Annotated in this window: 8 protein-coding genes and 4 pseudogenes; 5 read left to right on the top strand and 7 right to left on the bottom strand. The window is 60.7% G+C overall.

Features of this window, described 5'->3' with window-relative positions; genetic code table 11:
- The first annotated feature begins 127 nt into the window (after nucleotides 1–127).
- Together EH240_RS28050 and EH240_RS28045 are read left to right on the top strand one after the other, a co-directional pair.
- Nucleotides 128–1222 carry a hypothetical protein gene (locus EH240_RS28050; protein WP_125004667.1) on the top strand — a complete coding sequence of 365 codons (1095 nt, stop codon included), beginning with the start codon at nucleotides 128–130 and terminating at the stop codon, nucleotides 1220–1222.
- Nucleotides 1223–1242: 20 nt separating this feature from the next.
- A complete protein-coding gene (locus tag EH240_RS28045; protein ID WP_125004665.1) occupies nucleotides 1243–2400 on the top strand; it encodes a site-specific integrase in 1158 nt (385 codons plus the stop codon).
- 331 nt (nucleotides 2401–2731) lie between these two features.
- Here the strand turns inward: EH240_RS28045 and repC are convergent, their stop codons facing one another.
- The 3 genes from repC to repA form a co-directional block, all read right to left on the bottom strand.
- Nucleotides 2732–3937 (bottom strand): plasmid replication protein RepC, encoded by a 1206-nt coding sequence (gene repC, locus EH240_RS28040; protein WP_125004677.1) that lies wholly within the window; start codon nucleotides 3935–3937, stop codon nucleotides 2732–2734.
- A gap of 155 nt (nucleotides 3938–4092) precedes the next feature.
- Nucleotides 4093–5079 (bottom strand): plasmid partitioning protein RepB, encoded by a 987-nt coding sequence (gene repB / locus EH240_RS28035; protein ID WP_125004663.1) that lies wholly within the window; start codon nucleotides 5077–5079, stop codon nucleotides 4093–4095.
- Between the two features lie 71 nt (nucleotides 5080–5150).
- Entirely contained in the window at nucleotides 5151–6359 is a 1209-nt protein-coding gene (gene repA, locus EH240_RS28030; RefSeq protein WP_125004675.1) for a plasmid partitioning protein RepA, read from the bottom strand.
- Nucleotides 6360–7193: 834 nt separating this feature from the next.
- On the opposite strand from repA, the gene EH240_RS38190 reads away from it, so the two are divergent.
- Together EH240_RS38190 and EH240_RS38185 are read left to right on the top strand one after the other, a co-directional pair.
- Nucleotides 7194–7709: a hypothetical protein gene (locus tag EH240_RS38190; RefSeq protein WP_167484191.1), complete on the top strand. Its 516-nt coding sequence runs from the start codon at nucleotides 7194–7196 to the stop codon at nucleotides 7707–7709.
- Nucleotides 7710–8123: 414 nt separating this feature from the next.
- Nucleotides 8124–8579: a nucleotidyl transferase AbiEii/AbiGii toxin family protein gene (locus tag EH240_RS38185; RefSeq protein WP_167484190.1), complete on the top strand. Its 456-nt coding sequence runs from the start codon at nucleotides 8124–8126 to the stop codon at nucleotides 8577–8579.
- A gap of 41 nt (nucleotides 8580–8620) precedes the next feature.
- On the opposite strand, the pseudogene EH240_RS28020 reads toward EH240_RS38185, so the two are convergent.
- From EH240_RS28020 to EH240_RS28010, 3 genes and pseudogenes are all read right to left on the bottom strand, one after another.
- Nucleotides 8621–9486: pseudogene (locus tag EH240_RS28020) on the bottom strand (site-specific integrase); the annotation flags it as partial.
- Nucleotides 9478–9782 (bottom strand): annotated as a pseudogene (locus EH240_RS28015) (transposase); the annotation flags it as partial. The pseudogenes EH240_RS28020 and EH240_RS28015, both read right to left, overlap by 9 nt.
- Nucleotides 9783–9847: 65 nt before the next feature.
- A complete protein-coding gene (locus EH240_RS28010) occupies nucleotides 9848–11101 on the bottom strand; it encodes an ATP-grasp domain-containing protein (RefSeq protein WP_125004673.1) in 1254 nt (417 codons plus the stop codon).
- A gap of 282 nt (nucleotides 11102–11383) precedes the next feature.
- Here EH240_RS28010 and EH240_RS39265 point away from each other — a divergent pair.
- Nucleotides 11384–11641, top strand: a pseudogene (locus EH240_RS39265) (IS66 family transposase zinc-finger binding domain-containing protein); the annotation flags it as partial.
- A gap of 53 nt (nucleotides 11642–11694) precedes the next feature.
- On the opposite strand, the pseudogene EH240_RS28000 reads toward EH240_RS39265, so the two are convergent.
- A pseudogene (locus EH240_RS28000) lies at nucleotides 11695–12093 on the bottom strand (site-specific integrase); the annotation flags it as partial.
- Between the last annotated feature and the right edge of the window lie 749 nt (nucleotides 12094–12842).

Below are 12842 nucleotides of genomic sequence, written 5' to 3'. Positions count from 1 at the left end.
GTCGATAGTGATTGTTTTTGCGGCGCAAATCAGCCAGAATCGTCCTCCAGCTGCCCGCCGGCGACGTCGCTCGCGAGCAAGAATGACGCAAGGCGCGGCTATTCCGCCGCGAAAAAGGCCGTCTGGCATGAGCGAAGAAAAACCCGTCCGCCTGCCCGACCCCGCTTCGGTCGAAACCGTGCTCGCATCTTGGGAGGCGCAGTCGGCCGACACCGAGCTCGCCCCTGCCCTCAACAAGGCCTTTCCGGGCTTTGCCTTCACCGTCGTGACCATCGACGATCCGTATTGGTGCAACCCTCACGCTGTTGTCGCTGCCGACGGCACGCGCTGCGGCGATCATCGCGCCTGGATCGAGAGGGGGCTGGCCGAACTCAACGGCGATCTCACCGCCTTCTGGAACTGGCATCGCGCGGACGGGACAAAATTCTCCGAATGGCGCGGCACCAGCGCCTTCGCCTTCGCCCCGACCGGATCTGGCGTCGCCGACTTCGTGCAACTCTCGCTCGGCCGCGAGATCGAGGTCCTGGCCGGCCCCGTAGTTGATCCCGACTATCGCCCCTACAACGCCGACCAGCTCTTCGAGCCGACCTGGGTTTCTCGCGATTCCGCTGCCGAGGCGCAGCCGCTCGCAGGGCCGGTCTACCGGCTGCGCGGCCGCGCCGGCGGCGGCATCGTTCACATGAGGAGTTTCCTGGCGCGCCGGGCGCGCATCGACAAGGAACAGCGCGAGGCAAGCCGTCCCGAGCTCGAAAACCGCATCATCCGTGAGGTCGGCCCCCACGGCACGCGCGACACAACGTTTTTAGACGCCAATCCGGACTGGTTCGATTTTGTGCCGCGCGAGAACCGCTTCTTTGCCGACTGGGAGCGGTCGAGTGCCTGCGCGCACCGCATTTTTGACCATTGGGCCTTCGACATCCGCGATCTTGAAGATCGTCGCCGGCGCGAGATCGGTTTTATCCCGCGGCCGCTAAAAATGCCGGCAGAGCGGCTGCTGGTCGATGAAGGCGTGTCGGTCCACCGGCTCATGGAGCGGACCGAGGCGATCGACGCGGAGGTGGGCCTGCCCTTCGCCTGGTTCTTTCTGATGACGCACGGGCACTGGGTCGATCCGGACGTCGGCCACACCATCGCCGACGGCTTGCGTGCCGGGCGCGTGCGCCTGCCAGACCGCGATGCCGCCGTGCTGCTCGCCTGGGCAGACAAAAAATATCTGTTCTGAGCGCCGACATGGATGCACGCATGCCAAAGCCCGTACCCGACCAAAAGCTGCGCCGTGCGGAGGCGCTCGACGCGCTGGATTCGGTGCTGCCATTCGACCGGCGCGATTTTCTGGCCGAACTTTTGACCGACGACGATGTCGCCACACTGCGCCATCTCGCCAAAGAAGGCATCGGCGAGAATTCGCTGCGCGCGCTGGCCTCGGATCTCGGCTATCTCGAGGCCTGGTCGCTCGCCGCGACCGGTTTTTCGCTCCCCTGGCCGGCGCCGGAGGTACTGCTGATTAAATTCGTCGCCCATCACCTGTGGGATCCCGCAAAGCGTGAAACCGACGTTTCGCACGGCATGCCGGAAGACGTGACCGCGGCGTTGAAGTCGGCCAAACTGTTGCGCGTCGATGGACCGCACGCGCCGAACACCGTGCGCCGGCGTCTGTCCAGCTGGTCGACCCTGACCGGCTGGCGCGGTCTCGTGGGAAATTTTTCGGCGCCCGGCCTGCGCAGCGCCATAAAACTCGCGGTGCGCGCCAGCGCCCGTCCCCGCGGCCGCAAGAGCAAAAAGGCGGTGACCGCCGATATTTTGACCGTGCTGCTCAAGGCCTGCGCCGGCGACCGCCTCGTCGACGTGCGCGACCGCGCCGTTCTCATCACCGCCTTCGCTTCCGGCGGCCGGCGCCGCAGCGAAATTGCTTCGCTCAGGTTCGAGCAGATCGTCGAAGAAGAGCCGGTGCCCGCCGATCCGAAAGCTCCCGACGGCGAAAAACTCCCGTGCCTGTCGATCCGGCTCGGCCGGACCAAGACGACACAGGCCGACAGTGACGCCTTCGTGCTGCTCGTCGGCCGGCCTGTTCTGGCCCTGAAAGGCTGGCTCGAACGCGCCGGGATCACCGAGGGCGCCGTGTTCCGCGGCATCGACCGCTGGGGCAATCTCGAAAAACGCGCGCTGACGCCGCAGGCGGTCAATCTGATCCTCAAGCGCCGCATCGCCAAGGCCGGGCTCGACCCGCAAGCCTTCTCCGCCCACGGCCTGCGCTCCGGCTATCTCACCGAAACCGCCCGCCGCGGCATTCCGCTGCCCGAGGCGATGCAGCAGTCGCAGCATCGCTCGGTGCAGCAAGCATCGAACTACTACAACGATGCCGAGCGGACGCTCGGCCGGGCGGCGCGGGTGATCATATAAATCCGGATGATGGTGCGGGTCGCTCGCGCGCGCATGCCGTTTCGCGCGGAACGCGCCGTGCAATAATCTCCCGCCCTTACGCTGCACGGAGATGTCGAGACCAAAGGCAGTGCCCGGCACAAAGTGCAAGATACCAAGGCAACTGACCGCGGGAAATCGAACCTCGGATCGCGACTCGGCAGATTGGTGATAAGCGCCTCGAGCCGTAGGATCGAATGGACCAGGACCGCCTTTGGAAACTGTCCGGACAAGCGGAGTTCCGCCAGTGCCGTTCGCGCCGCGATGCAGGTCCTTCAGCTTCATACCGACACCCTTGAGACCGTCCCCGTGCTCACCCCGCCATCCTCGCCGTGGCGCCGTTCGCCTTCAGCGCCGCCATCAGCATCGGTCCGACCGAAAACGCCCCTGCTCTGGCCTTGTCAGTCAGCACGCGCAGGTATCCGCCGGCGGAATTGATGTGCTGAGCGCGTTGCAGGATGCAGGCAATCACAATCGCGGCGGTTTCCTGGCCCATCGCATGGCAGGCCTCCTCATACGCCGACGGCGAGACGCCAAGGTAGCCCCGCACCTGGGCGGCGGTAATCATGAAATCGCGCCAATTTTCGATCCTATCGACGGCGTAGTCCGCAATTTCGGGGCAGGCCTTCAGCACAAGCCCCAGCGGATAGGTTTTCGGGGGCACTGCGGTCCTCGTGCTGGGCTCGGCCGTCGCCCCGCTTTTCTCTAAAGCAGGTTCAAATTCAAAAATAGAGTCGGTATTTGAATCAGATTGCTGCCGCTCGTTTTGAGAGTCATTGCCGCTCGGATTCGTGGATTTCATATGAGTTTCCAGCAGCTTACCCACATCATCACGCAAGGCGGCCATATCTGCAACGATAGGCTCTAGCTCGGCAATGCAGGCTCGGCGCGGAATAGCCTCCACAACCTCGCGGAAACGCTTCCACAGGCCTCCCCAGTCGCCCGGGACATCTTCGTTGACGGCCGCCTCGATCAGCTTGTGGATGTCACGGCGGTGCAAGGTGATCCGCTCGCGCATAAGCTTGAGCGCCCTGTTGTCGGAGCGAACACGCTCGGCCGCCGCCTCGAACTCGTAAGCACGGGCCAGCAGCGGCGCCAGGGAGAAGCCGAAGGCTTCCTCGATCTCCCCTCCCCTGCCCTTGCGGGCGTAACGCTTGCCGTTCGGGCTATCCCGGCGGGTGATCAGTCCGCAGTCCACAAGAGCCGCCAGGTGCCGCCTGACCGTGGGCTCGGGCATTCCGTGCGCCCTGAGCGACAGCTGTGCGTTCGAGGGAAAGACGATGAGGTCGTTGTCCTCGCTTAAGTCGCTGTCAGGATAGAAAGATAGCAACGCATTCAGCACGGCCAGGGCACGATCGCCGACGCCGGCGATGCGCTTGCCCTCGCAGAGGTTGCGGTAGATCTGCCACTTGTCGACGACCCTGCCCTTGGGGATCTCACGTGAATCGTTCTGCGCTGCCAGCATGGCAAGCGACATCGGCCGCCGCCCGAAGGGCGTCGTTGCAATACCCGTCTCCATTTCTTCCTTCACCTTCAATTAGGCAAAAGAAATCTGCTCGCCAAAACGGCGTCACGACTCTTGACAGTGATTCGGGGAAATGCGATTCTCAGCTTGCGACAGACGAGAAGGGCTTCCGCGACGGTGACGTTCGGGGGCCTTTTTCTTTTGCGGTTTCAGTCTCCTATTGATGTCTTCTCCGACTTTCTGAACGCCTCATAAAGATTGCCCAGATTATCGGAAATCCACGTCCCAAAGCGGCTGCCGTCCATCTCCTTCACGGCGATCGTGATGGCCTTGCCTGCCTTCTTGACGCTGACGCTAACTGATTTGTCCTCGGGGACCCAGGACTGTGCTTGGGACTTCACGGCTACCTTGCGAACGGGCTTACCCTTCGCATTCAAGGCTGCTAGCAATCTTTCGAAGCGTTCGTTGCTCTCCAGCTCACCGAATTCTGGTTCGGACAAGATTGCACTAACCACTTCGGATTTTTTGCCGGCGAGCAGAGACAGCTCAACCCACCGCTCGCGGCCTACAGACGTAGCTGATCCAATCTTACCGATCACAGATGCCGGAATTCTGGTGACAACCGATACCATCTTCGAGACCGCAGCGGCGTTCGAGGCCAATGCTGACGAGATCACATCTCTGTCGTATCCCAAATCCTCAAGGCGCTTTGCGAACATCGCCTTCTCGATGAAACTGAGATTTGCCCGAGCGGAATTCTCCTGACCCTGGGCAATTACATGGGTCTTGTCGTCGATCTCCTTGACGACCGCCCTCACCTTCCGTCCCAGTTCGCGGGCGACTCGGACTCTGCGATGGCCGAAGACGATCATATAGCGGCCGTCTGAGCTCGGATGCGGACGGACAAGTATGGGAGAATCCTGTCCTCTCTCCCTAATCGCTTCCAGCAGCTCTTGATATTGTTCCTCGTCGTCGCCCATGCGGTCGGAAACGAACGAGCCATCGACTGCGCTTGGGTCGAGTTCGACGACATGCTCGCCCTCAAGATACGCATCCGCTTGCTTTGCCAACTCGTTGACTGAGCGGATCATGGATTTTGACGCGCCGCGGATCGGATATGCAGCAGCAGAGGCTGATGACGCCCGGTCGTCGGTCTCCGCTTCTACCAGGCCTGCAAGAAGATTCTTACGTGCCATATTTTACCTCCAGATAGCGCGTAGTCCATTGAATACATTTGGCAAATGTCCGCTTTTGTCAGCAGACAAAGTCAACGTCCCCATGCTTCATGAATCAAAGCTACGATTTCGCCGTTTACGACGTCCAAGGCTTCCATCGCTCGCTCGTATGTGGAACGGGTCATCGCATTCTTTTCGACTTCGTAGAGGGTCTGCTTGGTAATCCCCGCATCGGAAATCGCCGTTGATTTCAGCATCTGGTTCTTGAGAATGAATTCGCCGAACAGCGTATGCAGGAACGCCACCATCTGCGCTTGCGGCTGATCCGTGGGTTCGAATCGAGTAACAAGATAGCGATACCACTCCAGATTCACCTCCGCACCGGCTGCCCTGATCGGCTCCAGGATGTTCCCGAGCATCAGCAGAAACTGGCCCATGCTCATAACATCGAGCATTTGCGGATGGATCGTGATCAACACTGAGGTCGCCGCGGTTAATGCGGTGATCGTCAGATAGCCAAGCTGCGGCGGACAATCGATAACTATGACATCGTAGCGATCGTCGACCTCCATCAATGCCTTCGAGATGCGCGTGAAAAACGCCCTGCCCACATTCGAAGACTTGTCCGTCATTGCCAGAGGGGTGTCGTATTCGAATTCCTGCAGCTCTAGGTTCGCTGGGACGATGTCCAAGCCCGGGAAATTCGTTGGCTTGATGATTTCCGAGAGAGGCACCCTCTCGTCGTCATAACGAATCGCGTCGTAAAGCGACTTCGTCTGGTCTAGTTCAGGTTGGAACCCATGCAACGAAGAAAGCGACGCCTGCGGATCGAGATCGACAGCTAGGACACGGTGCCCGGTAAGCGCAAGGTATTGGGCGAGGTGGGCAGCGGTAGTGGTCTTCCCGCTGCCCCCCTTGAAATTAACCACAGCCAAAATCTGAAGCTTCTCGCTCGGTCGCCGATGGGGAACATACATGCGGGCGTCGGATCGACCGTACTGGTCGAGATACTGGCGCAGCTCAAGCATCTGTTCAGCAGTGTACGAGCGTCTGCCCGACGTCGAGGTTTCAGGCACCGGTCCCTTTCCTTCCAGATGCAGTTTCTTCAGATGGCTCTGGGAAACCCCCAGATGCGTGGCAACCTCCGCCAGCGAGAACGAACGAAGATTTTTCTTTGCGTGGGGAGGGAAGCGCTGCATCGAAAGCAGGTGCAACTTCTTCGATATCTGGTCGCCCTGATCGAGGATACTTTTCTCGAACAGCAGTGGGATTTTCGTAGGAACGGGCGAACTCACGTTCATTCGATCGAGACTCTCTAAAAACGATTTTTGACGTAAAAGCGCCAAGCAACCGTCATTATGTCCGATTCGTTCGCCCGGGCAAGAAATTTAAAGTTAACAAAAGCTTAATGGTCTCAGGATAGGATCGTATCATGTGATTCATGCAACTGTGTTTGCTACACAATTCGGCGATTTTGTCTGCGGACAAAGCCTGCTTATCCCAAGCACAAATCCTGCTTGCCCAAGTGTCCCGCGCAAATTCTTATCGGCTTCCTTAGGCGACCCGCCCCGGTGCCTGGCAAGTGATCGCGACATTGACCTTCTGACGAATATCCGCAGATCAAACTCGACCGCGCGCTGACCCGACATTGCAAAGCGGCATGTCATCTTTCGTCTCTCTTGCAGAAGTTAAGCCAAGCGTTTCCAACCGATAGCTGGCCGGAGAAGAGGGCGCAGCGCTCATCAGCCCGTCGCCTACGATAATCGCCAAGTGTGAGGACGGAACAACGGTGCCGAGTTCGCTCACCAGACGAAAATGTGACAGCGCTCGTCGCCCAGACCCCTCGAAGATCGTTCCCGACAGATGCCAAATCGCGTCTCGGTGAGACCACTTCGACGAAAGGTCCACTCTAGCGAAGCCGGTGTCGCTTTTACTTCCCGATTCCAATCGAAACGCTAAGCTGCCGTCGCGCAGCCGCCTCAAACGGGGGAATGGCGCAGTGTCTTGACATCGTCGTCGGACAAGATGCAGACCAAAAACGCGCGACGATCGGAGGGGCAGCACCGAATCCCGCATGTTAAGCGCCTCGGCGCGCCACAGTTTTGCGTCTGATGCAGGTTCGGGAGCCGCAGTCCATGGTGCTCGCTCCAAATAGACACGGTTTAATCCGCCCAGGCGAGCAGAATGGCGGCGTCCTGATCGGGTTGCCGCACCCGGCCCGTGCGCAGGCCTTCGGCGATCGCGTGACCGACATTCGGATCGACCCAGTGGCCTTGGTGATCAGAAAGAACCAGGCGAAGGGCAGGGCGATTTCGGTGTCGATCGCCTCGATCCGCTCCATCAGGCGGTGCGCGGAGACGCCTTCGTCGGCGAGCAGCCGCTCAGCCGGCATTTTGAGGGGCCGCGGAATAAATCTGATCTCGCGCCGGCCGCGATCCTCGAGGTCGTGGATGTCGAAGGCCCGGTGCGCAAAGATGCAGTCGGCGGCGGCACTCGATCGCTCCCAGGCAACAAGAAAGCGGCACGAAATCGAACCAGTCGGGATTGGCGTCGAAAAACGCGATGTCGCGCGTGCCATCTGGCCCGACCTCACGGATGACACGGTTTTCCTGCTCGGGCCGCTGCGCCTCGCGCAGTTCGCGTTCGACTGAGGTCCGGCGGGCCAGAAAACTGTGGACGATGCCGCCGCCGGAACGGCCGCGCAGCCGGTAGACTGGGCCCTGCGAGCTGTTGTGCCTCGACCGCCGGCCCGCGCAAAATCCAGGCGATTCGAACAGATCGTCGACGTTCCGGGGGCGATAGTCGGTCGACCACCGGGCGGGCCAGAAACTCGATCTCGCGGCCGAGCGAGACCTGCACGAAGTCCGCAACGCCGGGCCCGGTCGGGGCAAAGGCGAAGGCGCTGGCGCCGCGCGATTCGGCGAATTTTTCCTCGCTCTGGCGATGCCGATACCAGAAGGCGTTGAGGTCATCGCCGACCTCGGCCAGTTCATGCTCGACCCAGGCGCGATGGTCGCCAGTCGGCAGCGACAACGTCGTGAGGGTTGCACCAGTATGGATCGTCGATGGTCGCGACGGTGAAGACGAGGCCCGGAAAGGCTTTGTTCCGGGCAGGGGAGAATTCGACGTCGGCTGACTGCGGCTCTAAACCCGCTAGCACGGTTTCGACGGAAGCGGAGGCAGGCGGACGGGTTTTTGCTCGGTCATTTTCGGGCTCTGGCCTTCCGGAAATTATCGCTAAGAAGGTATATTACCGGGGATCGGAAGCCAAACCGCGCGACATCTTCGACATCGCCGCCGCAGCCCGGTCGCAACTGGACGAGGTCGTCAACGCTCTGCGTGCGCTCCCAGAACAGGTCGCTCGCACCAGACAGCGGATGGAAACGCTCAACCCGGAATTCGTCGGCCGCGCGATCGCGCAGCTGATGATCATGCCTGAGTACGAAGCGTCGGCCGCCGACAGTCTGGACGTAGCGCTCGCTGTGCTCGACGAGGCGTTGTCATCACCTCAAAGAACCTGACCGCCTCACCAGCGATCAACCGGGGGAGGGGAGGGGGCTTTTCAGAGCACGGACGCCTTGGTGAGGTTGACCCGGAAGCGGTCACGCCGCCGCTGATACCTGCGGGTCATCTCGGCGCTGGTATGGCCGAGTTGCTTCTGCACATAGCGCTCATCGACTTCGGCCGAGGAGGCGAGGCCAGCGCGCAGCGAATGGCCAGCAAAGAGCTTTGCTCGTTCGCCTTCCGGCAGGTCGCCGCGTACGCCGGCCGCCAGCGCGGTCCGCTTGACCAGGCGGGCGACCTCCTGGTCGTTGAGCCGATCGGCGCCAACGCCTTGCCCTGGCCGGTGACGCGCCGGAACAACGGTCCGTGCGCGATGCGCGCGAGCTTGAGCCAGGTCTCCAGGGCCACGACCGGGCAGGTGGCATCGGACGAGCTGCGCCCGACTTCGACCTCCCGCCAGCCGGTCTTGCCGCGGAGGGAAACGAGCATGCCCTTGTCGAGGATCTCGACCCAGCCGCGGCCGTCCTCGGTCTGGTCGCGACTGACATCCAGCCCCACGATCTCGGAGCGGCGCAAGCCGCCGGCGAAGCCGAGCAGCAGCATGGCGCGGTCGCGCAGGCCGTGCAAGCTTGCGCGTTCAAGTGTTTCCAGCATGGCGATCAGATCCTCGGGAAGGATCGCTTCCTTCTGCCGCGGCGGGGCGGCGTGCTTGTTGCGGATGCCGGCCATCAGGGTGGCGATGTGCCGATCCTTGCGGTCCAGCGGCTGGCCGCGCTGAGCGTAGTTACAGGTCAGCGACGAGAGCCGGCGTTCGACCGTCGACACGGAGTTTGGCGTCTTGTCGCCGGTGGTCGTGCCGGATGCGCAAGCGGTGATGTACAGCCCGACGACTTGCGGATCGGGCGGAAACACCTCGACGCTTTGGCATCAGCGCCACGTCGTGGATGGTCTGGAACAAAAAACGCCGCGCCAACAGCTGTAGACCGTCTGCCAGGCCCGAAATGGATCGGCAGCATCCGCCAACCGCAACGAGAGCGGACCAGGTAGCGCACGGCGTTGACCACCTCCTGGAATTCCACCTCGCGCGGACGGCCACGACGCCCAGGTTTGGGCATCAGCGGTGCGAACTGCTCCCACTCCTCGTCCGTCAAATCAGACGGGTAGCGCTTGGTCTCTTTGGCAATCTGGGCCATCCGGCCACGGCTCTGCTCTGTCCACATCCACAGCTTGAATCATAACCCAGCCTCAGACAGAACCCATAGCAAGCCGATTTTCAAAACAGTCTCTAAGAGGACGAAAATTTCGGGAATGGTGTGATCGACCAACCGATTAAGCCGATGGCACGCTGAAGTATCGCCTCTGTCCGAGCGTGGCTGGCTGAAGCGGCGACGACATATCCGATGGAGTCTCGGTAGTCGCCTTTCCTGACGATCAGCGCCTTGGGTTTAAGATAGAGTTTGACCTCGGCGATACCTGGTATGGCAGCTGCCTGACTGTCGCCATCGACCCAATCGAAGATGCCATCGCGATCAGGAATCAGGAACCGCGCGGTCGCAACATCCGAATGCCTTTTGCGCACATCCCATTCGCTGCCGATCACGAGCTTGATGTGCTCGGTGACGAGATCGACACCGTAAGCCAGTTCGACGAGCTGAGGTGCGGGCGCGCCACCAAGACGCGGATTGACTTCGATGACGACTGGGCCACGTTTCGTCCACGAGAGGTCAATGTTCGTTGGCCCCCAGCCAAGGCCGAGAGCTTGCAAACAGCTCAGCGAAACATCGGCGATACGCCCATACTCGTCGTCAGTCAGCAGGGCCGGATAGGTCCACTCACGAGAGACAAAGTGCGGCGGGGAAGCGAAATCACAGGCCGAAATACCAATGACCTCATTTCCCATTATTGCAGCGCAATACTGGGGGCCTTGTGCGCATTCTTCGACCAGTATCCTCGGCGAAGACTGCCATTTGCGTTGCTTTAACGAAGACGGAGGCACGTGCTTTCCGCCCAACAGATAGGTCGTATGTTCGGCTAACTCATCGACGTTGCGACACAATCGGACACCGCTGCTGCCGCTGCCTACGGTTGGCTTAAGAACCACTGGCAAGCCGATCTCCGCAGCACAGCTTTCTATGTCCCTCGCATTCGCTGCCACGCGATAAGCAGGAATTGGAACGCCGGCCTGCGCGAGGAGTTGACGTTGAGCGAATTTATCGCAGCATCGTTCGATGGATGCGGGGTTCGGCCCAGGTAGATCGAAATGCCGGCAGAGCTTGCCGACTGTCGCATAGAAGTCCTCCAAGGCGCCCGTAATGCCGGCAATGTCATAGGTCGCACCCAGCCGGGAACATTCGCGGATCAGCGCATCGAGATTGTCTGTATCGACACGGATTGCCTCGTAGCTTTCCGCCGCAAGATAGTCGTACTGAGCTGGATCAGCCGACAGGATAATTGGATGAAGGCTAAGACGCTGAGCCGCTTGCAGGTATCGCAGCATATTGCTTGCACCTTCAACCAGGATGAGCGCTTGTCTTGCCATGCTGATACCCCGACTTTTCTGCCGCGCGGCGGTCCGAGCGTAAATCTGCATTACTGTTTCAGCCGTCCCTGAACTCAGACTTGCGGTGGCGCCGCCATTAAAGTTGCTGGAGAACGTACCATCGTTGGCGATCTTGCAATCGCAACGATTGTGTAAATTTATTGTAACCGGGACCTATCAATTTGCGGCACCGTCTCGGCTCGAATCGGAAAAACTGAGCCCGCAACAGTACAACCTGCCGCTTGAAGACGCGGGCCCCAGGGCGTGCTCGACGCCGCTCAGGAAAAGGCCGAGGCGATCATCAAGGGCCGGTCGGGCGGCCAGACGCGCCAACGCAACAGCAACCACAGCCACTTGCCCGCCCATCTGCCGCGCGTGGAGCGGGTCGTCGAGCCGGAGAGCACGCTGTGCCCGTGCGGCTCCGGTGAAATGGCGAAGATCGGCGAGGACGTCGCCGAGCGGCTCGACGTCATTCCGGCACAGTTCCGCGTGCTGGTCACCCGGCGTCCGAAATACGCCTGCCGGCGCTGCTCCCGTATCTCGGAAGCGGTTCAGCAAGCCCACGGGCATCGACAGCCAGAGAATGGTCGGTTCAAGCCGGCGGCATAGCAAGTGGTCAGGAGGGCGTGGTGTTTGACGTCGAGGACGCAACCGAGGAACCGCTGAACTTCTTCGAGACTGAGGACGATCGGCAGCCTCTGCGGCTTCTTGGGAAGCGGGAGGACCTCTTCAGGCGGCCAGTACCGCTCGAGCGTCACAGTGTAGAGAAAGTGCAGCGCCGCAATGGCGGTGTGAATCGAGCCGGGCGACAGCTTCTTCTCGTTGGCCAGATAGACCTGATAGGTCCGAATGTCCTCTCGCCCGAGCAAGTCCGGCGACTTGCCGAAGTGGCGGGCAAACAGCGAGACCTGTTGCAGATACGACAGCTGGGTGTTGAGCGCGAAGTTGCGCACCTGCATGTCCTCGCTCATGCGCTGGCGAAGGTGAGTCATGACAAGCTCCTTTGTCCGATGGAATGGGCTGCAAGCAGCCACTCCATGCTGACGCAGTCGGAGCTTGTTGTGGACACATGACCAGCGCGACAGACGACGACGCGATCAACACTACGCCGGCGGCACACACCCTCCTTGCCGCTCCGCAATCGCGGAGCGGGTTAGTCCTAACGGTAAGATGTTGCGCACGGAATTATGCTGCGGAGGCTCCGGTTCTCCCTGAGTTTCAGGCGATTCCAAGCAATCCCCGCAACATAACTTTCTGAGGCACATCCGATGTCATGATCCAAGCGCCAACAACAAGGAGACCTAGATTATGTTTGAGGTTCTTTTTAGCCGACCGCATGCGATCGCACGGTATCGTTCCGCTCCATTGCTCAGGAAGCGGCTCCTCTATCTTGCCCATTGCAAGCAATCGGCATCAAGCTTGAGACGCTGTGCAAGATCGCCGCCTGCCAGTTGGACCTGGTGCGCATTCTCGATTTGCACGACAACGACAGCTCTATTTGCGAAGTATGATGAGACGCTACGCGGCAAATCAGGGAATGTGTGCGGACCGCATAGCAGCGCCGATTCGCCGATTTGCAGTCCCCGGCTTTATCGACAGGAGTCGCGCTGCCGTATGCCCCAGATTGGCCCGACGTACAGCGCACGTTGGCCGATGTGGAGACAGACGAGCCTGGGATGCGCAGCAGCGAAGTGGTGGCATTTCGCTCGTTCGTCCCAGAATCCTGCAACGAGGCGTGCCT

The sequence above is a fragment of the Mesorhizobium tamadayense genome, assembly GCF_003863365.1.
Classification (GTDB): domain Bacteria; phylum Pseudomonadota; class Alphaproteobacteria; order Rhizobiales; family Rhizobiaceae; genus Mesorhizobium; species Mesorhizobium tamadayense.
The sequence above is the reverse complement of the archived record's forward strand: the minus strand, read 5'-3'. Positions and strand labels throughout refer to the sequence as shown.